The organism is Paenibacillus sp. OAE614 (assembly GCF_040546645.1).
Classification (GTDB): Bacteria; Bacillota; Bacilli; order Paenibacillales; family Paenibacillaceae; genus Paenibacillus_AQ; species Paenibacillus_AQ favisporus.
The window spans coordinates 2,854,387-2,877,427 of record NZ_JBEPOD010000001.1 but is presented as its reverse complement, the minus strand read 5'-3'; the positions used below and the strand labels follow the sequence as shown (position 1 = coordinate 2,877,427).

The 23,041-nt window shown below is 50.3% G+C and carries 25 protein-coding genes; 9 read left to right on the top strand and 16 right to left on the bottom strand.

All coding sequences use genetic code 11. From position 1 onward, the window contains the following. Positions 1-34 precede the first annotated feature (34 nt). Both ABIE48_RS13330 and ABIE48_RS13325 read left to right on the top strand, forming a co-directional pair. Complete coding sequence (locus tag ABIE48_RS13330) at positions 35-928, top strand: LysR family transcriptional regulator (protein ID WP_192714289.1); 894 nt, start codon at positions 35-37, stop codon at positions 926-928. Positions 929-1,105: 177 nt separating this feature from the next. Beyond that, positions 1,106-1,531 (top strand): hypothetical protein, encoded by a 426-nt coding sequence (locus ABIE48_RS13325; protein WP_145020039.1) that lies wholly within the window; start codon positions 1,106-1,108, stop codon positions 1,529-1,531. Between the two features lie 74 nt (positions 1,532-1,605). On the opposite strand, the gene gndA is transcribed toward ABIE48_RS13325, so the two are convergent. The 3 genes from gndA to zwf form a co-directional block, all read right to left on the bottom strand. Further along, positions 1,606-3,024, bottom strand: coding sequence for an NADP-dependent phosphogluconate dehydrogenase (gene gndA, locus ABIE48_RS13320; RefSeq protein WP_145020042.1), 1,419 nt, complete (start codon positions 3,022-3,024; stop codon positions 1,606-1,608). 30 nt (positions 3,025-3,054) lie between these two features. Beyond that, positions 3,055-3,720: a fructose-6-phosphate aldolase gene (fsa, locus tag ABIE48_RS13315; RefSeq protein ID WP_116230640.1), complete on the bottom strand. Its 666-nt coding sequence runs from the start codon at positions 3,718-3,720 to the stop codon at positions 3,055-3,057. A gap of 64 nt (positions 3,721-3,784) precedes the next feature. After that, on the bottom strand, positions 3,785-5,308 hold the full coding sequence (gene zwf, locus ABIE48_RS13310) for a glucose-6-phosphate dehydrogenase (RefSeq protein WP_192714290.1): 1,524 nt from the start codon (positions 5,306-5,308) through the stop codon (positions 3,785-3,787). 148 nt (positions 5,309-5,456) lie between these two features. Here zwf and ABIE48_RS13305 point away from each other — a divergent pair, with 148 nt between their 5' ends. Further along, positions 5,457-6,335 carry a LysR family transcriptional regulator gene (locus ABIE48_RS13305; RefSeq protein ID WP_105443095.1) on the top strand — a complete coding sequence of 293 codons (879 nt, stop codon included), beginning with the start codon at positions 5,457-5,459 and terminating at the stop codon, positions 6,333-6,335. Positions 6,336-6,418: 83 nt separating this feature from the next. Here the strand turns inward: ABIE48_RS13305 and ABIE48_RS13300 are convergent, their stop codons facing one another. Next, the gene (locus ABIE48_RS13300) at positions 6,419-7,294 is read right to left on the bottom strand and encodes an AraC family transcriptional regulator (protein WP_192714291.1); all 876 of its coding nucleotides are present in this window, start codon (positions 7,292-7,294) and stop codon (positions 6,419-6,421) included. A 117-nt stretch (positions 7,295-7,411) separates the two neighbouring features. On the opposite strand from ABIE48_RS13300, the gene ABIE48_RS13295 reads away from it, so the two are divergent. After that, positions 7,412-8,947 carry a sulfatase family protein gene (locus ABIE48_RS13295; RefSeq protein ID WP_192714292.1) on the top strand — a complete coding sequence of 512 codons (1,536 nt, stop codon included), beginning with the start codon at positions 7,412-7,414 and terminating at the stop codon, positions 8,945-8,947. Positions 8,948-9,091: 144 nt separating this feature from the next. On the opposite strand, the gene ABIE48_RS13290 is transcribed toward ABIE48_RS13295, so the two are convergent. The 4 genes from ABIE48_RS13290 to ABIE48_RS13275 form a co-directional block, all read right to left on the bottom strand. Next, positions 9,092-11,647 carry a glycosyl hydrolase family 95 catalytic domain-containing protein gene (locus tag ABIE48_RS13290; RefSeq protein ID WP_192714293.1) on the bottom strand — a complete coding sequence of 852 codons (2,556 nt, stop codon included), beginning with the start codon at positions 11,645-11,647 and terminating at the stop codon, positions 9,092-9,094. Between the two features lie 222 nt (positions 11,648-11,869). Further along, positions 11,870-12,667 carry a polysaccharide deacetylase family protein gene (locus ABIE48_RS13285; RefSeq protein ID WP_192714294.1) on the bottom strand — a complete coding sequence of 266 codons (798 nt, stop codon included), beginning with the start codon at positions 12,665-12,667 and terminating at the stop codon, positions 11,870-11,872. A 38-nt stretch (positions 12,668-12,705) separates the two neighbouring features. Continuing rightward, a complete protein-coding gene (locus ABIE48_RS13280) occupies positions 12,706-12,873 on the bottom strand; it encodes a hypothetical protein (protein WP_192714295.1) in 168 nt (55 codons plus the stop codon). A gap of 31 nt (positions 12,874-12,904) precedes the next feature. Next, on the bottom strand, positions 12,905-13,816 hold the full coding sequence (locus tag ABIE48_RS13275; protein WP_145020064.1) for a LysR family transcriptional regulator: 912 nt from the start codon (positions 13,814-13,816) through the stop codon (positions 12,905-12,907). Between the two features lie 214 nt (positions 13,817-14,030). Here ABIE48_RS13275 and ABIE48_RS13270 point away from each other — a divergent pair, with 214 nt between their 5' ends. Further along, complete coding sequence (locus ABIE48_RS13270; RefSeq protein WP_192714296.1) at positions 14,031-14,498, top strand: DinB family protein; 468 nt, start codon at positions 14,031-14,033, stop codon at positions 14,496-14,498. Between the two features lie 149 nt (positions 14,499-14,647). On the opposite strand, the gene ABIE48_RS13265 is transcribed toward ABIE48_RS13270, so the two are convergent. From ABIE48_RS13265 to ABIE48_RS13250, 4 genes are all read right to left on the bottom strand, one after another. Continuing rightward, positions 14,648-15,259, bottom strand: a complete 612-nt coding sequence (locus ABIE48_RS13265; RefSeq protein WP_192714297.1) for an NAD(P)H-dependent oxidoreductase — start codon at positions 15,257-15,259, stop codon at positions 14,648-14,650. Between the two features lie 145 nt (positions 15,260-15,404). Further along, on the bottom strand, positions 15,405-15,716 hold the full coding sequence (locus ABIE48_RS13260; RefSeq protein ID WP_192714298.1) for an ArsR/SmtB family transcription factor: 312 nt from the start codon (positions 15,714-15,716) through the stop codon (positions 15,405-15,407). A 114-nt stretch (positions 15,717-15,830) separates the two neighbouring features. Beyond that, positions 15,831-16,367, bottom strand: coding sequence for a GNAT family N-acetyltransferase (locus tag ABIE48_RS13255; RefSeq protein ID WP_192714299.1), 537 nt, complete (start codon positions 16,365-16,367; stop codon positions 15,831-15,833). A gap of 14 nt (positions 16,368-16,381) precedes the next feature. Then, a complete protein-coding gene (locus tag ABIE48_RS13250; protein WP_192714300.1) occupies positions 16,382-17,314 on the bottom strand; it encodes an AraC family transcriptional regulator in 933 nt (310 codons plus the stop codon). Between the two features lie 217 nt (positions 17,315-17,531). Here ABIE48_RS13250 and ABIE48_RS13245 point away from each other — a divergent pair, with 217 nt between their 5' ends. Together ABIE48_RS13245 and ABIE48_RS13240 are read left to right on the top strand one after the other, a co-directional pair. Then, positions 17,532-17,786 carry an Atu4866 domain-containing protein gene (locus ABIE48_RS13245; RefSeq protein WP_192714301.1) on the top strand — a complete coding sequence of 85 codons (255 nt, stop codon included), beginning with the start codon at positions 17,532-17,534 and terminating at the stop codon, positions 17,784-17,786. Between the two features lie 71 nt (positions 17,787-17,857). After that, complete coding sequence (locus ABIE48_RS13240) at positions 17,858-18,595, top strand: SDR family oxidoreductase (protein ID WP_192714302.1); 738 nt, start codon at positions 17,858-17,860, stop codon at positions 18,593-18,595. 132 nt (positions 18,596-18,727) lie between these two features. Here the strand turns inward: ABIE48_RS13240 and ABIE48_RS13235 are convergent, their stop codons facing one another. Next, a complete protein-coding gene (locus ABIE48_RS13235; protein WP_192714303.1) occupies positions 18,728-19,285 on the bottom strand; it encodes a GNAT family N-acetyltransferase in 558 nt (185 codons plus the stop codon). Between the two features lie 325 nt (positions 19,286-19,610). Here ABIE48_RS13235 and ABIE48_RS13230 point away from each other — a divergent pair, with 325 nt between their 5' ends. Both ABIE48_RS13230 and trxA read left to right on the top strand, forming a co-directional pair. After that, entirely contained in the window at positions 19,611-20,501 is an 891-nt protein-coding gene (locus tag ABIE48_RS13230; protein WP_192714304.1) for a methyltransferase domain-containing protein, read from the top strand. 33 nt (positions 20,502-20,534) lie between these two features. Then, positions 20,535-20,843 carry a thioredoxin gene (gene trxA, locus ABIE48_RS13225; RefSeq protein WP_192714305.1) on the top strand — a complete coding sequence of 103 codons (309 nt, stop codon included), beginning with the start codon at positions 20,535-20,537 and terminating at the stop codon, positions 20,841-20,843. Positions 20,844-20,964: 121 nt separating this feature from the next. Here trxA and ABIE48_RS13220 read toward each other — a convergent pair whose 3' ends face one another. From ABIE48_RS13220 to ABIE48_RS13210, 3 genes are all read right to left on the bottom strand, one after another. Beyond that, the gene (locus ABIE48_RS13220) at positions 20,965-21,321 is read right to left on the bottom strand and encodes a hypothetical protein (RefSeq protein WP_192714306.1); all 357 of its coding nucleotides are present in this window, start codon (positions 21,319-21,321) and stop codon (positions 20,965-20,967) included. 69 nt (positions 21,322-21,390) lie between these two features. Continuing rightward, entirely contained in the window at positions 21,391-22,377 is a 987-nt protein-coding gene (locus ABIE48_RS13215) for a phosphotransferase enzyme family protein (RefSeq protein ID WP_192714307.1), read from the bottom strand. Positions 22,378-22,437: 60 nt separating this feature from the next. After that, on the bottom strand, positions 22,438-23,040 hold the full coding sequence (locus tag ABIE48_RS13210; RefSeq protein WP_192714308.1) for a class I SAM-dependent methyltransferase: 603 nt from the start codon (positions 23,038-23,040) through the stop codon (positions 22,438-22,440). Position 23,041: the final 1 nt, after the last annotated feature.

Here is a 23,041-nt window from a genome sequence, read left to right as displayed (position 1 = left end):
GTAATGATTATTTTTCATAATAGGAGTGTATGAAATGACCTTGGCGAAATATGAAATACTAGGAAAAGTCGTCGAAACCGAAAATCTGACGAAAGCGGCGGAACAGCTGAGTTTAACACAATCGGCGGTGAGCCGTGCCATCATTAGCCTGGAGCAGGAATTAGGCATTCAGCTCCTTACCCGGGGCCGGTCAAGCGTCCGGCTGTCCCATGACGGAGAACGGTTGTGGAAATATATGAAGGAAATGCTTCAATTGCAGGAAAACATGCTGCAGGAGGTAGATCAGATCAAGGGGCTGGTGCGGGGAACAGTCACCATCGGTACGTTTACCAGCATATCGATCCATTGGCTGCCGGATATACTTCAACGTTTCCAGCAAAAGTACCCGCAGATCGAAATCCGGCTGCTCGACGGGCACTATCACGATATCGAGCGCTGGATTGCGGACGGGACTGCAGATTTTGGATTTGTGAACATGCCTTCTTCGCATGGCCTTGACACCACAATGCTCATACAGGATCGGATGGTGTGCGTTATGCCGGCTGATCATAAACACAGCGTAAAATCCACGATATCACTGGAGGATATTGCGGATGAACCGTTTATTATGCCTGCGAAAGGCTGCGATACGGATGTAAGGGCGTGGTTTGACGGTCAAGCAGCGGTTCCCCGTGTGCGATTTGAACTCGAGGACGATCATGCCATCATGGCGATGGTGCGATGCGGACTTGGCGTCAGCATCCTGCCGGAAACGATTCTTGCCTCAGCTCCTTCAGGGATCGTGGCCCGGCCGCTAGCCCCGGAAGCTTCGAGGTCTATTGGTCTGGCTGCGGTTTCCTTTAAGAAATGCTCCCCTGCGGCAGCGAGGGCAATTTCATCTATCGTGGAGTTGATCGGCGTAAAGGAATCAGATTCCCAACCAAAATAATCTATTTACCGCTCCAACTAAACTGCGAAATACTGCGTTTTACTATTGAAGTGAAAAATGTTTGTTCACTGTGATCTAGGGTTAAGGACGTGACAAATGAAAATCAGATGTATCCTATTGTTATGTTTCGTACTGATTGCGGGCTGTTCAAATTCCCCATCAACGATAGAAGAAGCGATGCACAAATCCAACATCCCTTATGACGACATTTTAAAAACCTTTGATACAGACAATAAGCATACGGTGATTCTGTATAGAAATGACAATCAATTTAACGTCGGCCTTTTGAAGCACAACCGTCAAAATTGGACTTGGATTGTCGGCACGTACACGGATATCCATCCTGAGCAGGATATCGACTGGAGTTACTGCAATCTGAATGAGCTTAGCCCCATGTTTGTCGGGACTGTCAATAACAAGGACATTCGGAGCGTCGTCGTGGAGACACGCAAAGTAAAAACCAAAGCCCAGTTAATCCATTCATCCGACGGCACCGTATACTGGTATGTGCTCTTGGATGAACCGCAAAACCCGCCAATGCGATTCACTGGATACGACGCTCAAGGGCAAGTTGTATATGATACAGGCTCACTCGATGAATAGGGTTCCGTTCCTTTGAACAAAAAAAGCGTTCCGATGCACTCGCATCAGAACGCTTTCTTATTGACCACAACCGATTATTCTTCGGACTCGATCCATTGGAAATGGAATGTGCCTTCTTTGTCGACACGCTGGAACGTATGCGCGCCAAAGTAGTCGCGCTGCGCTTGCAGCAGGTTGGCCGGCAGACGGTCCGTACGGTAGCTGTCGTAGTAAGCCAGTGCAGAAGCGAAGGCCGGAACCGGAATGCCGCGCTGCATGGCAACGGACACAACGTTTCTCCAAGCATCCTGGTAGTTGGTAACGACCCAGCCGAAGTAATCGTCCAGGAGCAGGTTCTTCAGCTCCGGATTTTTATCGTAGGCCTGCTTGATGTTTTCCAGGAAGCGGGCGCGGATAATACAGCCGCCTCGGAAAATCATCGCGATGCTGCCGAAGTTCAGATTCCAGTTAAACTCTTCGGAGGCAGCACGGAGCTGGGCGAAGCCTTGGGCGTACGAACAGATTTTGCTGGCGTACAGCGCCTTGCGTACGGCTTCCACGAACTCCCGCTCATCTCCGTCATATGGAGCGGTGTGCGGCCCTTTCAGGATTTTGCTTGCCTCTACGCGCTCTTCCTTCATTGCGGACAAGAAGCGGGCAAATACCGATTCGGTCACGATGGACAGCGGTACGCCGAGATCCAGCGAGCTTTGGCTCGTCCATTTCCCTGTTCCCTTCTGTCCCGCCGCATCCAGAATGACGTCAACCATCGGTTTGCCGGTGTCCGGATCTTTCTTGGAGAAAATATCAGCGGTAATTTCGATCAGGTAGCTGTCCAGCTCCCCACGATTCCACTCGGTGAAAATGTCATGCAGCTCTTCCGTCCCGAGGCCCAGCACATCCTTCAGCAGGTGATAGGCTTCGCCGATCAGCTGCATGTCGCCGTACTCGATGCCGTTATGGACCATTTTCACGTAATGGCCGGATCCGCCTTCGCCGATGTACGTCGAGCAAGGATCTCCATTGACTTTGGCCGAAATGGCCGTAAGAATCGGTTCAACGAGCTCGTAGGCGTCCTTCTGGCCGCCAGGCATAATCGCCGGTCCTTTCAGGGCTCCTTCTTCGCCGCCGGATACACCGGCTCCGATAAAGCGGATGCCCTTCGCCTGAAGCTCCCGGTATCTGCGCTCGGTGTCCGGGAAGAAGGCGTTCCCGCCGTCAATCAGGATGTCTCCTTCTTCCAAATGCGGAACGAGCTGCTCGATCAGCGCGTCCGTCGGTCCGCCGGCTTTAACCATCATCATGATTTTGCGCGGGGTTTCCAGCGACTGCACAAACTCCTCGATGCTGAATGTACCGACAAAGTTTTTTCCTTCGGCTTCGGCGAGCAGTTCTTTCGTTTTTTCCGGCGAACGGTTATATAAAGCGACCGCGAAGCCTTTGCTTTCCATATTCAAAGCCAGGTTTTTGCCCATGACGGCAAGACCGGCCACACCGATTTGCTGTTTGCTCATCGTTTCTCTCTCCTCCAGATCTCTCTCTTTTTACTTGACACTGCTTTTCCAGTCGGCCGCAAATTTAACCAAACCTTGGTCCGTCAACGGGTGCTTGGTGATTTGTGCAATCACGCCGAACGGAACGGTCGCAATGTGCGCGCCGGCCATAGCGACGCGGGTGACATGGTCCGGGTGGCGTACCGAAGCCGCGATAATTTGCGTGTCCAGGTTATGCGTGCGGAACAGCTGCGCAATTTTGTCCACCAGAAGGACGCCGTCTTCAGAAATATCGTCCAGACGACCCAGGAACGGCGATACGTATGTTGCCCCGGCACGGGCTGCCAGCAGCGCCTGATTCACGGTAAAGATCAGGGTCACGTTTGTTTTGACCCCTTTTTGGGACAAATAACGGCAGGCTTCAAGACCCGCGAGGGTCATCGGCAGCTTGATCGTGATTTTCTCATCGTTGTTGTTGATCTTGATCAGCTCGTTCGCCTGGGCAATCATTTCCTCAGCGGTTTCCGCATCCGGCGTCACTTCCGCCGACACGGACTCCACTTCCGGCACAGCCTGGCAAATCTCGGCGATCCGGTCTTCGAATTTCACGCCTTCCTTGGCAACCAGGGACGGGTTCGTGGTGACTCCGGACAGAACCCCGATTTTGTAGGCGGATTGAATATCCTGCAGATTGGCGGTATCAATAAAAAATTTCATCTTACAACCTCCTGTGAATGTTCAATATATGATTGGCTCGGTAAACCGAGCATAGAACCCAAAATCAGCTGGCGGTAACTTGCTCGACAAGCGGCTCGGAAGCAGCCTTTCCGGCTTTGTCTTCCTCATCGAACCACCAATGGAATCCGTCTGCGGCAAGCAGCTCATGGGCCGCTTCCGGACCGTGCGAACCGGCGGAATAAGGATGCAGCGGCACCTCATTAGCGGCGAAGGCTTCCAGGATCGGCTGCACCCACTGCCAGGACAGGTCGACCTCATCCCAATGGACGAAGAAAGTCGAATCTCCGTTCAGTGCATCGTGAATCAGTGTTTCGTACGCTTCCTGGGCTTCCTTGCGGTCCGGATACATATCGATGTATACCGGTTTAAAGCCGTTCGGATGATCCGGGTCCTTCGCATTCAGCTGAAGCGTGATGCCTTCTTTCGGCCCGATCTCGATGACCAGCAGGTTCGGTACGGTTGCCTGCTCTGCTTGTGTCGCCGTGGTGAGCGGTTCCTTGAATTCGATCACGATACGCGTGCTCTTCGAGGCCAGACGTTTACCTGTCCGAATGTAGAACGGAACGCCGCGCCAGTAGTAATTATCGATATGCAGCTTGGCCGCGATAAACGTATCGTTCATCGAACCTTCGGAAATGCCGGGCTCAGCTGTGTATGCTGGAACCGGTTTGCCTTGAATGGATCCGGCTGTGTATTGTCCGCGCACGATGTTGGTAAGCACATCCTGCTTTTGCAGCGGATCCAGTGCTTCAAGCACCTGCTTCTTCTTGAGCTGGACGTTCTCTGCCGAAGCCATGTTGTGCGGTGCGTGAATAGTCAGCATCATGAGCAGCTGCATCATGTGGTTCTGGAACATATCCCGCAGGGCGCCGGCTTTGTCGTAGTATCCTGCGCGCTCCTCAACGCCAACGGTCTCGTCAGCCGTAATTTGGACGTTAGCGATAAAGCGGTTCGTCCACAGCGCCTGAATAACAGGATTCGCCTGCTTCAATGCTTCAAGCCGCTGCACCATAGATTTGCCGAGGTAATGGTCGATCCGGTAAATTTCTTCTTCCGCAAAAGCTTGGCTCAGCTGGTCGTTCAGCTCGCGGGCCGAAGCGACGTCATGGCCGAACGGCTTCTCGATCACGAGGCGCTTCCAGCCCGTTACGCTGCCAAGGCCGCTGTTTTCGATTTGGGAGGCGATGGTGCCGAAGAAGTTCGGCGCAACGGACAAGTAGAACAAGCGGTTCGATGTTCCGCCGATTCCTTGCTCCCAAGACTCTACCCGGTCTTTTAACCGGACGAAGTGATCCGTGTCATCGATGTGCAGGATGTTGAAGCCAAAGAGTCCCAGGAAGGACTGCAGAGAATCGTCCTCTTTCACGTTCAGCCGGTAAAAATCGTACAGCGACTGCTTGACGTGAGCCTTGAACGTCTCATCCGTCATTTCTTTACGGCCGAGGCCGATCACGGAGAAAGCTTCCGGAAGCTTTCCATGAATATATAAATGATACAGAGCAGGGTATATTTTGCGCTTGGCCAAATCGCCAGTCGCTCCAAACAATACAAAAGTTGTAGGATTCATCTCAATTGCTCCTTCCTTTCAAAGCTCCGCGACTTCCACTTCTCATTCTGTCGAAAAAGCTCTGGTTTCTGTGTCTTGGATTCACTATAATACAAATATGTGCCATACATGTAATCAATATATTTCTGAGGAGATATAGACCATATCTATGACTAACAATTACGAGTTGTATAAAGTGTTTTATTGGGCCGCAAAGACGGGAAGTTTAACTCAGGCTGCCAAGGCGCTATACCTGACTCAGCCCAGCGTCAGCCATGCCATCAAACAGCTGGAGGAGCGGATCGGCGTTACGCTGTTTTACCGCAACTCCAAAGGCGTGAGCCTGACGCAGGAAGGCAAGATTTTATTTTCCTATATAGAGCAGTCGCAAATTCTTATTACGCTCGCTGAAGAAAAAATGGTGGCGCTCAAAAATTTGGACAGCGGCGAGCTGCGGATCGGCGGAAGCGATTCGTTGTTCAAGCACTACCTACTTCCTTTTCTCGAGGACTTCCATGTCAAGTATCCGGGAATCAAGCTGCACCTGAATCACGGCACGACGCCGGAAGTGATCTCCTATCTAAAGGAGGGGCGGATCGACCTTGGCGTTGTAAGGATGCCGATCTTCGACTCGCAGCTGGAGGTAACGGAAAGCATTGAGCTGCAGGACTGCTTTGTTGCGGGCGAACGGTATGCGGAGCTGAAGGGGCAGGCGCTGTCCATGGAACAGCTGATGGAATACCCCGTTATTCTGTTCTCACGGAACAGCCGGGTGCGTATGGCCATCACAGAGCTGTTTGAAAAATACGGATATGAGCTGAAGCCCGACATCGAGGTGGGAAGCGTCGATTTGCTAATCGAATTCGCCAAGCGTGGGCTGGGCATTTCGTATGTCACACGCGAATTCGTAGCCAAGGAGCTGAAGGAAGGCTCTCTTTTTGAAATTGAGCTGGATGTGGAGATCCCTCCTTCCAAGGTGGGCCTTATGGTGATGCGTAACATGCCGATATCAGCGGCGGCCACGAGATTTATCGAGGTGGTTCATTAGCCGGGTGCAAGACAAGAGTAAGAGCAAGGTGAAGAGGACGCCATAGCAAATGGCGTCCTTTAACGCATCATCCGTTCTTAAATTCAGTGCTGCTTCCGGTACGCTGACGGGGACATCGAACAGTAGTTTTTAAAAGCACGGGTAAATGCAAACAGGGTCGGATACCCAAGGGAATAAGCAATCTCCGTAACGGCAGCCGACGTCCCGGACAGCATTTGCTTGGCCTTGTCCATCTTGACCTTGGCAATATACTCGGCCGGCGTCATGCCTACAAACCTCGTAAACTGTGTCGAAAAATAGGTGCGGTTCAGGCCGGCATACTCGGCTACTTGCTGTACGGTGATCCCCTCGGCGGCATGCCATTCGATGTACTCGGTCCATTGGGATGCTTTACTATTTTTTATCGTTGTTGCAGCAGGACGATGAGGCTCGTCCACGGCTTTGGCGCTTGCGATCAGCTGGGATAACACCTGGTACAGCAGTCCTTTCAGGTTCAGGGCGGCGGCGACCTGGTCCGTCTTACCATCCTTCCACTCCGCAAACAGACGCCGGATCAAGTTCGCTACCTCTGGACTCCACAGCCCTCTGGAGCAGGGTACATCCGGATGAAAGCCTGCCAGATTCAGCATCGGTTCCATGCCGGGTCCATCCATGGCCAGCCATGTTAACTGCAGAGAATGATCGTCTTCCGGCTTGTAATACATATAGGTGCGGTTCGGATACATGCAAAAGGCATCCCCTGTCTGCAGCCTGTACGTGTGCCCCTCATATTCAACCATCAGGCTGCCTGCCCTGACAAAATGAATACTGTAGCATTCAATTCTCCGCGGACCAATCCGGTAACCCGGCTTTGCCGTACTTTGACCCGCCCTGACCAGCCAGAACGGTGTACCTTTGTCGATCCTGGTCGGCGTGTAATATAAAAACTCAGCAAATTCGTGATCATACTCCTGCAGCATGCGTTCTCATCCTCCCCATCATCCTTACATGAACTGACAAAATGATAAATCTATCATACAATACGCCATTCTCTTTGGGCACCCCTTTACATATAATCAGTTCGAGGAGGTTGACGGATGAAGAAACCTAATATTTTGTTAATTACCAGCGATCAGCAGCACTGGAATACGATTGGCGCCTTTAATCCTGAAATACATACCCCGAATCTGGACCGGCTTGTCCGGGAAGGGACGACGTTCGACCGGGCGTATTGCCCCAATCCGACCTGCACGCCGAGCCGTGCCTCGATCATTACCGGCATGTACCCGAGCCAGCATGGCGCGTGGTCGCTCGGCACCAAATTGCTGGAGGACCGCCATACGGTAGGCGAAGATTTCAAGCAAGCCGGTTACCGGACCGGGCTGATCGGTAAAGCACATTTTCAGCCGCTCACTTCGACCGAGGAATTTCCGTCGCTTGAAGCCTATCCCATTCTTCAGGATTTGGAGTTTTGGAAAAATTACAAAGACGGATTCTACGGTTTTGACCATGTAGAGCTGGCGCGGAATCACACCAATGAAGCCCATGTCGGGCAGCATTATGCGCTATGGATGGAAGAAAAAGGATGCCATAACTGGAGAGACTATTTCCTGCCGCCTACAGGTACCATGGACCGGGACCAAACATATAAATGGCCGATTCCCGAAGAGTACCATTACAATACCTGGATCGCCGAACGGACCAATGCTTTACTGGAACAATATCATGAAAACGACGAAAGCTTTTTCCTGTGGTCCAGCTTCTTCGACCCGCACCCGGAATACCTCGTTCCCGAGCCATGGGATACGATGTACGATCCCGAGCAGCTCACCATTCCCAAGATGGTTCCGGGCGAGCATGACCGTAACCCGCCTCATTTTGCCAAAACCCAGGAAGAGCAACCCGACTTCACAGACCTGCAGGAAACGGGTCATGGCATCCACGGTTACCGTTCACATCATTATTACGAGTACGGCAGCAGGAAGCGCTTGACGGAGTATGACAAGAAAAAGCTGGTCGCGGTCTATTACGGCATGATCAGCATGATGGATAAGTACATCGGGCATATTCTCGATAAGCTGGAGGAACTGGGAATGGCCGATAACACGATCGTCGTCTTTACGACGGATCACGGGCATTTCTTCGGACAGCACGGTCTGCAAGCCAAGGGCGGGTTTCATTACGAGGACTTGATCAAGCTGCCGTTTATCGTCCGGTATCCCGGTGAAGTGCCGGCCGGCAAGCGGAGCAGCGCCATTCAATCTTTGGTGGACCTGGCTCCGACGTTCTTGTCCCTATGCGATCTGCCGGTTCCTTATGCCATGACGGGCATCGACCAGAAAAAGGTATGGCTCGGCGAAGCCGCACAGGCGCGGGATCATGCTATCTGTGAGTTCAGGCATGAACCGACCACCATCCACCAAAAAACGTACGTCGACGAGCGTTATAAAATCACAGTCTACTACAACCAGACCTACGGTGAAATCTTCGATCTGCAGGAAGACCCCGGAGAGCTGAACAATTTATGGGACGATCCGGAGCATGCGCTGCTCAAAACCGAACTACTGCTTAAATATGCCTGGGCGGAGCTCGGCAAAGAATCCATGCCGATGCCGAGAATTACCGGAGCATAGCGCTTGTCAGGCCCGATCCAAACGACGGTAATGTTTTGCCCGGCGTAATGAAATTCATGAACCTATGAACGTTCGAGAGTAAGAGTAACAGCAGCAAATCCAAAAGGCCGATTCACATCGCTGTGAATCGGCCTTTTTGGATTATCAATTCGGATACAGTTTGAATTCATCACCTAACTCCGTCTCAAACTGGAGCAGCGAACCTTCCAGCATTTGAACCTCGCCTCCTACCTTCCGCAGGCGTACTTCGCCTTCTCCCCATGGATTCCGGATACGGCATATCCCTCCCAGGGAGGACGTGATCCTTACATATTGTATATCTCCACCCTGAACAGCCGATTTGACGTTAAATCCACCAGGACACCATAGCGAAAATTCGGCGTCCCAATCCACTGGACATGCAGGGAACAGACGGATAACCGAATCCTGGCCTGGGCCTGCAGGCTGGCTTTGACACAGCGCCGATTGCAACGCAGCTGCGGCGTTACCAAGACGCTGAATGCTGATGCAGTTCACCCCTTCCCTGACGGTCAAGCGGTTTTCAAACGATTTGATTCGGCCTGTATCGTTGAAATAGCAGTAGTCCCGCTCCGCGTTGACACATTCCAACTGGGCCAGCACGACCTGCTTAAAAGGCTCGGCAAGCCCCATATTAGCCAATACGCGTGCCATCCCCGACATTTCAGAGGCAGCACGGCTCCAGTCGTGATCGAGAAGCTCCTCCTGGTACCGAACCGTCGCCATAGTCGTCTTAAACATGTCTAGGTTACTCCCGGCGGTCTCGAGGGAACATAAGCCGCCGAAATAGGCAGGCTTCACGTCGATATGGCTCTTCTGATCCAATACGGGACCGAGAGCGCCGACCCATACGGCCGCTTCCCCTTCTCCCGTTTTCAGGACGGCGTCTGCTTGGTCGCTTCGCGGAAGCGGGGCCAGATGCTCGTAAAGCTCCTGCCACGCCGGCCGTATATCGCGATCCAATCCGAGTAGGTCCGAAGCCCGCAGGACGATCGGGAAGATCGTATGCATGCCCGCCATCGAATCCATCGTGTCTTTGCCGCCGTAATATTTTTCGTCGCTGGTCGTGTGATACATGTGATACAGTCCGTCCTCATCCTTCCGCAGGTTGGGGTAGTGGCGGAAAAACTCGGCGACGCCCCGAATGATCGGATATGCGCGCTCACGCAGCCATTCTTCATCCTTGGTGAACTCATAGTACAACCAGTAGTGGTACGCAATTCCGACCTGGGTGGCGAACATGTGGGTCGTGAATCCAAAGGGGCCGTAACCTCGTTCCTTGTACGTAAACCTGCCGTCCACATATTTTTCGTGATACTTCCAGTTCCAACGGCTCTCATGCGGCCGCTTGGAGTAAGCATACTCGCGAAACCGGGATGACATCTGCTCCCACGGCTTGCGCAGCAAATAGAGGTTCCTCATTTCCTCGGCAATGTCTTCCGGCAGTTCCTCCACGCCATCAAAGGACACGACTTCCGGGATATAAATGCCTTGGCTTCCCCACTGCTGCCTTGCGGCGGCTGCACACGAGTCGTACATGGCTGAATACATGTTGAAATACGGATGAAACAGTTCATCATGCCCGGTTGGCAGTACGGCGTTATAATACAAATTCATATTGTTCCACCAATGCATGGCCCCCCAGTGCCGAAGATCGCCGCGCGGGCTGAGCAGCATGCCGCCGAAATTCGGAGGAAATTGTGAACCCCGCGAATTGGATGCCATCAGGTATACATAATACGTGTAATGCTGCTCGACAAATTCGGCATGCCCGTCCTCGCTATGAAGGCGGATATACGATTTGTCCCAAAAGGAATGCCACCACTTGCGATGCTCCGCCAGCAGCACGTCATATCCCGACTGCATGGCATGCCGCACCGTTCGGATCGCTTCCCCGATGACATCTTCCTGCTCATCAAAGCTGGCTGCGCTGCTCATAAAGATATCAAAACTGCCGTTTCCTGGTTGAACACACAGGCGCATTTCTGTCTCATTCGGCTGCCCGATGATCAGATTTTCCCGATAAGCGCCGACTGGCTTCCGGCCGCCGTACTCGTCGTTCATCCTCACCTGCGCGTCCCTTCCCGTTATCGCAATAACAACCGCTGAAGCGCAGAAATAGTCTCCTTCGCGGAATTGCTGATGAAGCACCATCATGCCGTCCCTTATTATGAGGCGTGATACGGCGGAGTGGTTTTTGGTCACGACCTCTGCCGGACGCAGCATTTTGAGCTTAATGTTGACCCCTTGCGGCGCCGGCCGCCGATCATGTATCCGGACGCCGAACACATCATGCCCGGACGCAGCAAACGCCTCCGCCGCCACCCCAATCCCCGCAATCGATGCCGTCGCGTCATACAGGCTTAGATGCTGACGAATTCCTTTGTCATTAAATACATCTTCGCCATAATCCACCAGGTCGATATCGACAAAGCCGCAGCCGTAAGCATAATCCGAGTGCCGCTGGTTGAAGCTGTTGGTACGGCTGCCGTTCGCATACACATCGGCCCGGTTGATTTGAAACTTGAGCGCCGAGGGGGAAGTCCAAATGAGACTGCCCATCCGGCCGTTTCCGAGCGGAAGGCCGCCCTCACTTCGCTCCACGGTATGACGGTAATGCAAATCCGCCCGTGAGACATGCTCGCGCATATTCATGCTTGGAGATCCAACTGCTTTTTTCACTGGCCTGCACTCCCTGCGTGTGTGATGAGCTTTAGACTATCACGCTTAATGGTGAATCCATGTCTATCTTAATCGTGCGCGGGATGCTGCCAGTATGAATAAGTTACGATGGACATGGAATTTGTTACGAAACGACGATCCGGGCCGATCTGGAGTGGCGACAAAAAAAAGAAAGCCGACCTAGCGGCTTCCTCGTAAACGGGTCTGACTCATATAGTCTGTTTATAAACGTATGATTTCTCCGGAGCGGACTTCGATCGGGTCCCCATCTACGCTAACCCATACCGATAGGGCCGACGGATTATGAATGAGGCGTGAATCGGCAGAATACCGGAGTCCTTCCACGGCCTTGCAGTAGGCGTAAATTTCCGCATTCGTCGCGTACCAAGTGTCGTCCTTGCCGCCGATCATCTCACCGAACCGCTCTACCAAGTCCCAGTTATTGTCGTTATCGAATTCATAGCTGTGTCCCCAGACGTAAAAAAGCGACATTCTCGAATATCTTTGCTGCATATGAATCCATTGATCGGCGTATTCGACCATTTGCTTATGATGACAGGTCGGATGCCAGCGGAGCCAGTCGTCCGGCTTATGGAAGCCGCCATGGCTGCTCACCGTACGGGCGTAGTCCATACCGATGGACCGCAATATGGCCACAACTTGATCACTGTAGGTACCAAACGGATAGCTCATCCCTTTGATCGGATAGCTGACGAGCTCCTCCAATGCCTTGCGGTCTGCCACCACCTGCTCCAGGACTTGATCCGGAGGCGTTTGTTCCAGAAAGGGATGGTCCACCGTGTGAGCCGAAACTTCATGACCCTGAAACAGGGCTGCAACTTCCGATCTGTCAATATATCCTGCTCTGCCGAGATTCCCGCTGTTCAGATGAAACGTCCCCTTGAGGCCATAGTCGTTCAGCAGACCGACTAATTTGCGGTCATGGTCCCGCCCGTCGTCAAAGCTGAGCGTCACCGCCTTATTCACACCGTTAGGAAAACGGTCCAATTGGATGCGCATATGTCGTCTCTCCTCTTTTGTAATCTAGTGACAATCGTTTACCGGTATATATGAATTCGCTTCTGTTGATCCATCTTTATTTTCATAGCCGCCAGCGTGTTGCGTGTCCAAGGAATTTTGTTCATGGTCATCACATTCAGAACGTAAATCAACTCAAGCTTGATCCCTGTAAAATCCGATTGTGGTTGATCCTGAAAGGCTTCCATTGACTTCCCTCCACTTCATTTCATGATCCGTTTAACCAAGCGAACGGTTTGCGCTTTCAATTACACGCTCTATGTAAGCTTGTAATGCCTCAATGAATATGCGGCCTGCCTTCCCCAGATATTTATCCGTTCGGTAAATAATGCAGATCTCCTGGCTCGGTGTTGGATGCAGAAGCGTGACTGCGGTGATTTGTTCCCGGCCAAGGTTGTCGAGCAGCAACCGGGGAAGAATGCATGCTCCAATTCCCTGCTCTACCATGGAGAGAAGCGTCGAAAGCGTCGAGGTCACCATCGGATGATGCAGCTCCATCCCTTTTTCCTGGCAGCAGGCCCGAATCAGCTTCGTGATCTGGTGGTCGGGGCCGAAGGTGACCATATCCAGCTCCTTCAGCTGTTCAAAGGGGATGGCTTTTAATCGGGCAGCGGGATGATCCGATCGGACGGCAAGCGCAAACTCCTCATGAAACAGCGGGATGATGGCCATACGATCGTCGGGCCGCTCAGGCATCGTCGTGACGCCCAAGTCTCTGTTCCCGGCCAAAACCTCTTCATATACGTTCGTCGTTTCGCTGACCGAAATGGACAGTTTGGGGTAAGCCCGGTGAAAATCAAGCAGCAGCGCGTCAAACAGCAGGTCCCCATCCCCTGGCAGTATGCCGATGTCCAGCTTGCCGCCCTCCATTTTTTTAAGATCCGAGATGGCTCCCTGGATGTAATCCACCCTCTCAAAGATCAGCTGGCTCTGTTCGAGCAGGATCCGGCCGGCATCGGTTAAAGCAATCTTTTTGCCGATCCGGTCAAACAGAGGCATCCCCAGCTCCTTTTCCAGAAACTTGATTTGCTGGCTCAAATTCGACTGTGTCGTGCAGAGATTCTCGGCGGCCCGGGAGAAATGCATTTCTTTACATATCGCTGCAAAGTATTCAAGCTGTCGAAGTTCCATGGACGTCTCCTTCCCATTGGTTCGTATGCTGCCATGTTAAGTTCTATATCCAGTATAACGGAGGACGGAAGGATTTCCCATACGATGAAAGATCCATTAGTGAAAACGATTCATACCATCGGAATTACGTGATTGTTGCTTATGGTCTGGACCGGTAAACTTGGTAACAAGAACGAAATAAACCATCCCACAAACCACTAAGGAGGAATTACAAATGAGTACACAATCTATCGTGAATACAGGCAAGGTGCTGCATCAATTGGTGATCGGTCAGGTTCAGGGCATACCGGAATCGCTCTTCGACATAACGCCAGCAGGCTTCCGAAATACAATCCGCTGGAACGTCGGGCATATCGTATTTTGGCTCGATCGATATCAGCAGCTGTGCTTCGGTTCAGCGTCGACTATTCCGGCATCCTACGAAACGCTGTTCAACAGCGGTACAAAGCCGGCCGACTGGACGATTGCTCCGCCATCCCAAGAAGAATTGGTGCAGCAGCTTGCCAATCAGCTGTCCCAGATTTCGGAGATTACGCCGGATATGCTTCAGCAGGATCTGAAGTCCCCGTTCGTGATGGGACCCTTTGAATTCACGACCGCTGCCGAGTTGTTCAACTTTGCCTTGATGCACGAGGCTATCCACCTTGGGACGATTACGAGCCAGCAAAAAGCGGTACAATAGCCGGCTTGGTGGCAAAACGGATTGCATCTGCGCGAAAATGTGCCTTATAGCGGAAGTTCTACCAGCTAAACGAAAGAAGCCCCTTCACAGCAGCGCTTGGCGCCTGGAGGGGCTTTAACTTTATGCGTGGGAACTAATCTTTTACCGTGTTAAGCACTTGTTGTGCCTGATACAGCTTTCGCGCCTTCTACATAGTCCGCGTATTCTGCGGCATACTTCTCCAGCTGCTCATCGCTGATTTCGCGGATTCTGCCAATAACAAAAGGCGACCGATAGATCATCCCGGTCAGGTTTGCCGTCTGTTGGAACGGACGGAGCAGCTCGCTATAAGAGTAATTGTGAAAGCCGCCGGCTTGGTACATGCTCGGAGAGCCTCCGGATGAGATGGCAATGATCAGCTCTTTTCCATTCAGCTTGACCCCGCCTGGTCCATGGGCCCATCCAAACTCGAACACTTCATCCATCCATTTCTTCAGTAAGGAAGGCGAGCTGTACCAGAAAAAAGGAAATTGAAGCACGACACGATCGTGCGCCAGAAGCAGCGCCTGCTCGCTTGCGATATCGATCTTTTCGTCCGGATAGGCTTCATACAGCCGATGTACGGTCACATTGCCCCGCCGCTCCAGCTCTTCGGCCAGTCGCCTGTTGATCCGGGAATGCTCCAAATCGGGATGAGCAACGATCACAAGTGTGGCGGTCCTTGAGGATCGGTTCGTTTGGCTGGAATGCGTATCGTTGGTCAAGATCGAAGGGTTGGTCATTGAAAACATCTCCTCATTATTTAATCACAATTCGGGATATGTCGATGTATTGGATAAAAAATAAAATCGATATTACATATCTCGAATTATCGATTTGTTTTGTATATAAAAACTGAATTCATTGAATTGAATCCAGTCTCTATCATTACAGGTCTTTCTGGATGTGCGAGGCGATGGCCTGAATCGCTTCTTCATCCCTTTTGTAATAAGTCCACTTACCAATCCGGGTTGCATGAATCAGACCTGCCCGCTGCAGCACGGACAAATACTGGGATGTGGTCGATTGAGTCATGTTCAGCTTGGCTGTAATTTGGCTTACGCAAACCCCAACTTCGATCAGGTCCACCCCTTCCTGGGGGCCAAAATAGGCTTGAGGATCTTTCAACCACTCTAAAATCTGCAAACGCGCTTCATTGGACAATGCTTTAAACACTTCAATAGGTTCAAGTGATTTCATGAGTTTTATTATATCGATAATTCCCGATATGTCAACATGAAGGTAAAAGTATTGTTAAACCCTTACTATCTGCAAGCCAACAACTTGTTAGTTTGATTGCACTTATAAATCATGTCACTGTATTTCATCGGACTCGTCTGTATCAGAATTAAAGACAAAGACCGGACCATGCCACTGCTCGTTTTGAAGAAAGTCTTCGCAATAACGATCGTGTTGTGTATACTCTGAAATCACATGTTTCCAAAAAGCATACGCCGGCTTGTTGCCAACCGTTTGCCTGATCTCCCATGTCCCTTTGAACTCCCCGAATAAGGTAAAGGCAGCTTTTTTACCTACCCCTCTCCTCCTGTATTTTCTCATGATAAAAAAATCACTGATTAAATTTGTTTTCTCAGCCTTGCTCAATTTCATATACTCCTGTGGTACATCCAGACTGACCAGAACAAATCCAGCGATTTCCCCGTCCACAGAGACCATAAAGGGCCTCCGATATTCATCTGTCCATTGGTGATCAATGTATTTGTATAAGTATTGACCGTGCCTGTTCAGCACATGCCCATCAAACTCACTGCTGTCGTAGCGGTATAGTTGTATGAGATTGTATAGCAGTGTCTTATCTTCATAAGGAATAAGGCTCAGCTTAAAATCCATAAATTCATCTCATTTCATTTGATTTCCGCCGAAATCGTCATTTCGTCAACAATACTGCTCCGTAATCGGCGAACGTCCCGGACCGGCGGCATCCCAAACATCCGGGCATATTCCCTGCTAAAATGCGACGGACTCTCGTATCCGACCTGAAACGCAGCTTCCGCCGCATCGATCGATTCGGAGAAGAGCAGCCGGCGCGCCTCTTGCAAACGGATCTGCTTTTGGAACTGGATCGGACTCATCCCTGTGACTTCTTTGAAATAATCGTACAAAGACGAAGTGCTCATACGGGCCTCCGCAGCCAATTCTTCTACGCGAAGAGGCAGGGCAAAATCGCGGTTAATCTTCTCAACCACCCCCGCGATTCGCTGTGCGTGGCTTCCGATCACGGCAAATTGCATCAGAGATGCGCTGTGCTCGTTCTGAAGCACCCGGTAAATGATTTCCCGCATGGCATAGGGCGCAAGCACCGGAATATCCCGCGGTGTTTCAACCAGTTTCACAAGCCGCAGCACGGCATCCAGAAGCGTATCATTGAGCTGACTTACCTTCAACCCCCGGCTGGTCTCATTCCCAGCTCGGATGGCATCATCGGATGCTTGAATCACATCAAGAATTTGGTTCATATCAAAAAGGATCTGCAGGCTTAAATACGGCGTTTCATTCGATGCCTCCATCACTTGCCCTGTAATCGGTAATTGGACTGAAGCGGTTAGGTAACTGCTTGGGTCATACTGATACACCTCTTGTCCCAGCATGACCACCTTGGAACCCTGCGCTACGACGCAAAGGGACGGCTCATAGACAGAATATACCGGTTCGGATAACCGGGAAGAGCGAATGAAGCGCAAACCGGGAACTTCCGTTTCATGCGTACCGTCCTCCGGTGTGAACTTCTCGATGATCCGGAGCAGTTCTTTTCTTTGTTTCTCGAACCATTCATCCATCCTCTTCTTCCCCCTTTGATCTATATGATTAGCTTAACTTTATCCGCTTCTGGAGGATTAGGCAATCATCTTGTATGATCCGGCTACCGTCTCTCTTTCCGAAGGAACGATAATGAACATGTAAGTAATGCGAAACATGGTCCGGATCACATAACTGTAGAAAACGATGACAAGGCAGGATGCAATCCGGCTTTCGCAAAGGAAAGGAGCATATTCAATGACTACACAAAACGAACAATCCCATCCGTATATCGGCATGTGGGTGACAAAAGACGGTTACATCCGGCATGAGCTGCTGCCGAACGGGCAGTATGACGAGGCGCGCGGTAATCGGAAGAGCGCTTATCAAGGCAGGTACACCATTGTAGGCGACCATATCGAATATGTGGATGATACAGGGTTTACAGCGGACGGTGATTTCCGCGATTCGGTGCTCTACCACGCCGGCATGATTCTCTATCGTGAAAATTAGCGGGGAGATGCCCCTTTTTCATCACAGGAGTTCGAATCGAGCAACTTAGCATACCAAAGGAGAAATGTTCAATGTCCGAAATCAATGGAAAAGTAGTTGTAATTACAGGTGCAAGCAGCGGGATCGGCGAAGCTACAGCAAAGCTTCTCGCGAGCCGGGGCGCCCATGTCGTCATGGGGGCCAGACGCGTAGAAAGACTGGAAGCACTGGCTTCCCTCATTGAGGCAGAAGGAGGGTCCGCCCTATATCAACAGCTGGATGTGACGAATATTGAGCAAATGCAGTCCATTATCCGCTTGGCGCAAACCCGGTTCGGACGGGTCGATGTCATCGTGAACAATGCCGGCGTGATGCCGCTATCACCGTTGGAAGCTTTGAAAATCGACGAATGGAACCGGATGATCGACGTCAATATCCGCGGAGTTCTGCACGGTATTGCCGCAGGTCTACCCGTGATGAAGGAGCAGCAATCCGGCCATATGATTAACGTGGCTTCCATCGGGGCTTATTCGGTCACGCCGACGGCGGCGGTATACTGTGCAACCAAATACGCTGTTCGCGCCATCACGGAAGGTTTGCGGCAGGAAATTGATGCAAACATCCGGGTAACGCTCGTTTCTCCCGGCGTAACGGAATCCGAGCTCGCTGAGAGCATTACGGATGACGGGGCAAGGGATTTTATGAAAACGTACCGGCGCAATGCTCTTCCTGCTTCCGCTATTGCCCGAGCCATCGCCTATGCGATCGAGCAGCCAGTGGACGTCGATGTGAACGAGCTGGTGGTTCGCCCCACAGCCCGGCTTGGATGACACGATGAATAAATAAATTAAGCATCCTAATGACGAATCAGGCAGCCGGTCGACAAAACGTCCCGCTGCCTGATTTTTTAAGCGGTTATAAGTCCCGCTCGTTTTGGAGGTTACCGATGATCGGATAGCCAATTAGGACATGGTTTGCTGGTCTAACCACTCCTGTTGCGTAAGACCGTAAACGACTCTGTCTAAATATTGGTCATGTAAACGTTCGTAATTCCGTATAATCCCTTCCTGCGTGAAGCCCAATCGTTCCGGAATCGCTCGGCTCCTGATATTGCCTACAGCTGCGCCGATCTCGACTTTACGAAGCCGCAGATCATGGAACGCATGAGCGACAAACGTTCTGCATGCAGAAGTCATTAAACCCTTCCCCTCAAATGGTGAGCCTAGCCAGTAGCCTATTTCTGTTCGACCCGCTTCCCAATCGATCCCTAGAAAACCTATGGACCCTGCAATCTGTCCCTTATACCATATCCCTGCCCAGTACCCATCGTTATTGGCGAATCTTTTTAATGACCTGCTTATAAAGGCTCTTGTGTCCTCGACTTTATGCGTAAGATCTGGAAACTGAAGCCACTGCCGTATAGATTCACGACTGCTGTCAATTAAATGATAAAGCTCGTTAGCATGCCTGTCTTCCAGAATCGAAATGTATGTATCATCATTGACTATAGCCTTGTACATCAAATTACTCCTCCTTTGTCAAACATTAACGTTCTTTAATTAAGATCTTAGTCTCTCGTATCAAAATTATGAAGGGATATGAACAGCTATACAATGAATTTTTCTGAAGAAAGCGTTGCAAATCCATGGAGTATATTTTATTATGGATATTGTAGATCTATAATGTTTCTGAACAGAAAGGAGGATCTCACTTGAACCATCCCTCTTCTCTATAAGTACTTTGGTGTGAGGTTTACGATGGTTTCGGTCAAGCAAGAGCCTTAATGTTTTAAACTTTTCTTGTTCCAATTATGGATATAACAGATCTATGGAGGTTTAAAAAATCATGAGCGATTTTTTTAATGAAGCCAGCTGGGAAAAAGCGTGGAAAGAAGATCCCGACACCTATATAAACAGGTCCAAACAGGCCGGCATCGACCCTTCTCGAGACTTTGATCATAAAGCCAAGGCTTTCCATGAGCAGTCATTTAGCCCGGAGGGAAGAAAACGAACCAATCGGATCCTGAACTGGATTGAGGGACAAGGGGTATCATTTAAGAATGCCTCTGTGCTGGACATCGGCGCCGCTTCGGGCGTATTTTCGGTGCCGTTTGCAGAGCGGGGAGCCCGTGTAACGGCCGTCGAGTCCTCTCCTCCACAAGTTGAATTGTTGAAGGAAAACATAGACAGGTTTGACGAAGGCCAAATAAAGATTATCCCCGTACCGTTTGAGGAAATTGACGTTCAAGCCAATGGCTTGAGCCAGGCTTTCGATCTCGTCTTCGTTTCGATGTGCCCGGTCATTCGCGACTGGGCGAGCGTAGAGAAAGTGCTCCAATGTGCCCGAAAATTCTGTTATATCAGTCTGCCCGTTTCTTCCGCAGAACATAGTCTGGTCAACGAAATTTGGCCGCTCGTCACCGGCGAACCTTACAAGTCCAAACCAGCGGAAATGGGATATTTACTCCATTTGCTGTATCTCAAAGGCTATTCCTATGAGTCCCTGGTGACCCGGGAAACGAAAACGGTGGAGATGTCGAAGGAAGAAGCGCTGCAGGAGATGATGAGCTGGCTTCGCAGACATGGTCTTCCTGCCGATGAGCGCAACCAAACAATCGTTGCAGACTATCTGGACCAAGCATATCCGTCTGGACAAGTAACCTTCCAACAGGGCGGGCGTTTTGGCAAGGTACTGATTCGACTGCAGGATCAGAACATGTACACCAGAGAGATTTGAGTAGGAAAATTTATTATTGAAAGGAAGATAACGATGGCGATCCAGCATGCAACAGACGCAACGTTTAAAAATATGATGCAGACAGAAGGCGTAACGATTGTGAATTTTTGGGCATCATGGTGCGGTCCTTGTAAAATATTTGCTCCCATTCTGGAGGATTTTGAAAGGGAAACAAGCGGTTCGGTTAACGTGATTAAAGTGAATGTAGATGATAACCCGGTGACCTCTTCCCAATTTCAGATTATGAGCATACCGACCACCCTTATATTCAAAGATGGCAAGCTCGTTTACCAGGAATCAGGGATTCTGCCGAAACAAATCTTGAAGGAGCTCACAGCCTAAGCATAAATCAAAGTAGCAAAACAAAGCCGGAATTCCTTCAACGGGAATCTCCGGCTTTTGCTTTTCGTTCAATCTTGTACCTCAAGGTGGCCGATCTATTGCTGATTCTGAATCAACAGGTTTATTGCAAATGAATCCCCATGACCTTCCAATCACCTTTGCGGATATAAACATCAACATTCTTATCGACTAACGTTGTCACATAATAATATTGCGAATCTCGGTTCATCCCCTGGATGTCGGATGTTCTCTTGCATTGAATCGTCGGGCTCAGGCGTTCCATAAACTGATAAGTCTGTTCATTTTGCGAAAGGGACTTGATTTGATCAACAGCGTGGTTAGCAATGATCGTGTTCAATTGCTTTTCAAGAGATACTCGTCCTCTGGTTTGGGGATTGTTGTACATAATCACAATAAAGAACAACAACAGAGCGATCCCGGTACACGCAACAGCAAGGATGCTATTCTTCCGATTCATGCGTATTCCCCTTTCCATACAGTGAAGGCCATTCAGGAGCCCGGTCCTGACGCTTTGAAATTGGTAAAGCTACATTTCAATCTCACAGCCGTCAAAGGAGCGGCCATCTGCGATGATTTTCACCGCCTCTGTTATTGCATTCTTCTGAAAATCATTCAGTTTACTTTCATCACCATCCCAATCCTGCAGCCACCAGAAGAAGGAACATATATTTCGGTAATCCATAAACAAGGGAATCCGCTGAATCCAATGAGAGTCCAACGGATGATGCTTGAAGTACCCTGCAAGAAAATCATCCAAAAATCTCCGGGCAAATTCATTTTTTGACTTCCGGTCTTCTCCAGGGGACCCCCACCAAACCGCATGTGCTGCCGCAATGGCAATGTCCAGTGCATACCAGCCATAAATGCAGTCGTCAAAATCAAATACGGTAATCGTATCTCCGTCGATCATGAAATTGTAGGGATGAAAATCATTGTGGATCAGCCCATAAGCATTGTCCTCCCGAGGGAGCGAATCGATTTGATCTTCAAGGCTTTGTAATTTTTCGAGAAGCACCCGGTACTTCCCATGATGCAAATTCGGATTGCTGAACTCGCTCTTGCTCCAATGATCTCTTTGCCTGCCCTTCATCACAGGTATATAGGACTTCGAATGCTTGTGCATCTTCCCCATGATTTCTCCCCATGCATGATAGATGTCTGTCCCCCATAAGTGGGGGTTACCTTTATCGAAGAATTTTCCCGGTGCCATGCGAAAAACAGCAGCAATAGAACATTGCCCGTCTTCTTCATACACGGCGGTTAACTGTTGATCCTTGGTTAAGATTGGCAGAGGGGCGTTTACGCCATGGTGTACCAAATCGTGTACCCATTCCAATTCGGCGTGTATCTTTTCTGCGTATGCGAGAGGCTTAACCGATATCCGCAGGAAATAAAATTCATTGTTTTTCGAAAACCGGTAAACCTCATTCGTTGAGTGGCTAACAAACTCCAGCGTATTCACATCAAAGTCAAACGATGCGGCCGCTTTGGACAAAATATCCGCTGTGACCATTTGAAACCTCCGTATCTTCATGTTTGCGAACCGAGGTACTGCCCGCCATGGATATCATTATTATTTCTGTAACAGGAGTCCCTGAAAATAGGGCTCACCCTCTTTTAAAGGAACGGTTTGAAAGCTGATTTCCTTGAAATATTGCCCCGTTAGCTCTCTGATGGAACGATCTGAATAAGAGGCGAAAAATCGTTTTGGCTCACACCAGTCGTTTTCCCAAACCCCCTCGGAATCTGTACCTCCATATAATCCCATATAAAATAATCCATCAGGCTTCATCACTCGTTTGATTTCCGACAGCACGCCGCCTATTTCATTTTTGGGCACATGCAGCAGACAGTTTAAGGCGTAGACGGCATCAAACGAATCGTCCTCAAATGCTAGATGATAGAAATCCATTACATACGCCTGCAGTCCTCTTTCTCTGCAGTAACGCACCATTTCACTGGATAAATCAATGCTGGTTACCTTTAGACCATGATCTTTAAAGTATAGGCTGTCTATCCCTGTCCCGGCACCGATTTCTAGAAGTTTCATTTTACCTGAATCCTGCAGGCTGGTAAGAAACTTGTCTCTCTCGATCACCTTCCAATCCGCCGGATGCGCGTTTGCTCTTCGGTGTGAATCGATATCATACGACTTCGCCAGATTTGTTTTATCCATT

Coding starts and splice junctions, on each gene's coding strand:
- ABIE48_RS13330 (WP_192714289.1), top strand. CDS start 35: ATGACCTTGGCGAAATATGAAATACTAGGAAAAGTCGTCGAAACCGAA.
- ABIE48_RS13325 (WP_145020039.1), top strand. CDS start 1,106: ATGCACAAATCCAACATCCCTTATGACGACATTTTAAAAACCTTTGAT.
- gndA (WP_145020042.1), bottom strand. CDS start 3,024: ATGAGCAAACAGCAAATCGGTGTGGCCGGTCTTGCCGTCATGGGCAAA.
- fsa (WP_116230640.1), bottom strand. CDS start 3,720: ATGAAATTTTTTATTGATACCGCCAATCTGCAGGATATTCAATCCGCC.
- zwf (WP_192714290.1), bottom strand. CDS start 5,308: ATGAATCCTACAACTTTTGTATTGTTTGGAGCGACTGGCGATTTGGCC.
- ABIE48_RS13305 (WP_105443095.1), top strand. CDS start 5,457: ATGACTAACAATTACGAGTTGTATAAAGTGTTTTATTGGGCCGCAAAG.
- ABIE48_RS13300 (WP_192714291.1), bottom strand. CDS start 7,294: ATGCTGCAGGAGTATGATCACGAATTTGCTGAGTTTTTATATTACACG.
- ABIE48_RS13295 (WP_192714292.1), top strand. CDS start 7,412: ATGAAGAAACCTAATATTTTGTTAATTACCAGCGATCAGCAGCACTGG.
- ABIE48_RS13285 (WP_192714294.1), bottom strand. CDS start 12,667: ATGCGCATCCAATTGGACCGTTTTCCTAACGGTGTGAATAAGGCGGTG.
- ABIE48_RS13280 (WP_192714295.1), bottom strand. CDS start 12,873: ATGGAAGCCTTTCAGGATCAACCACAATCGGATTTTACAGGGATCAAG.
- ABIE48_RS13275 (WP_145020064.1), bottom strand. CDS start 13,816: ATGGAACTTCGACAGCTTGAATACTTTGCAGCGATATGTAAAGAAATG.
- ABIE48_RS13270 (WP_192714296.1), top strand. CDS start 14,031: ATGAGTACACAATCTATCGTGAATACAGGCAAGGTGCTGCATCAATTG.
- ABIE48_RS13265 (WP_192714297.1), bottom strand. CDS start 15,259: ATGACCAACCCTTCGATCTTGACCAACGATACGCATTCCAGCCAAACG.
- ABIE48_RS13260 (WP_192714298.1), bottom strand. CDS start 15,716: ATGAAATCACTTGAACCTATTGAAGTGTTTAAAGCATTGTCCAATGAA.
- ABIE48_RS13255 (WP_192714299.1), bottom strand. CDS start 16,367: ATGGATTTTAAGCTGAGCCTTATTCCTTATGAAGATAAGACACTGCTA.
- ABIE48_RS13250 (WP_192714300.1), bottom strand. CDS start 17,314: ATGGATGAATGGTTCGAGAAACAAAGAAAAGAACTGCTCCGGATCATC.
- ABIE48_RS13245 (WP_192714301.1), top strand. CDS start 17,532: ATGACTACACAAAACGAACAATCCCATCCGTATATCGGCATGTGGGTG.
- ABIE48_RS13240 (WP_192714302.1), top strand. CDS start 17,858: ATGTCCGAAATCAATGGAAAAGTAGTTGTAATTACAGGTGCAAGCAGC.
- ABIE48_RS13235 (WP_192714303.1), bottom strand. CDS start 19,285: ATGTACAAGGCTATAGTCAATGATGATACATACATTTCGATTCTGGAA.
- ABIE48_RS13230 (WP_192714304.1), top strand. CDS start 19,611: ATGAGCGATTTTTTTAATGAAGCCAGCTGGGAAAAAGCGTGGAAAGAA.
- trxA (WP_192714305.1), top strand. CDS start 20,535: ATGGCGATCCAGCATGCAACAGACGCAACGTTTAAAAATATGATGCAG.
- ABIE48_RS13220 (WP_192714306.1), bottom strand. CDS start 21,321: ATGAATCGGAAGAATAGCATCCTTGCTGTTGCGTGTACCGGGATCGCT.
- ABIE48_RS13215 (WP_192714307.1), bottom strand. CDS start 22,377: ATGGTCACAGCGGATATTTTGTCCAAAGCGGCCGCATCGTTTGACTTT.
- ABIE48_RS13210 (WP_192714308.1), bottom strand. CDS start 23,040: ATGGATAAAACAAATCTGGCGAAGTCGTATGATATCGATTCACACCGA.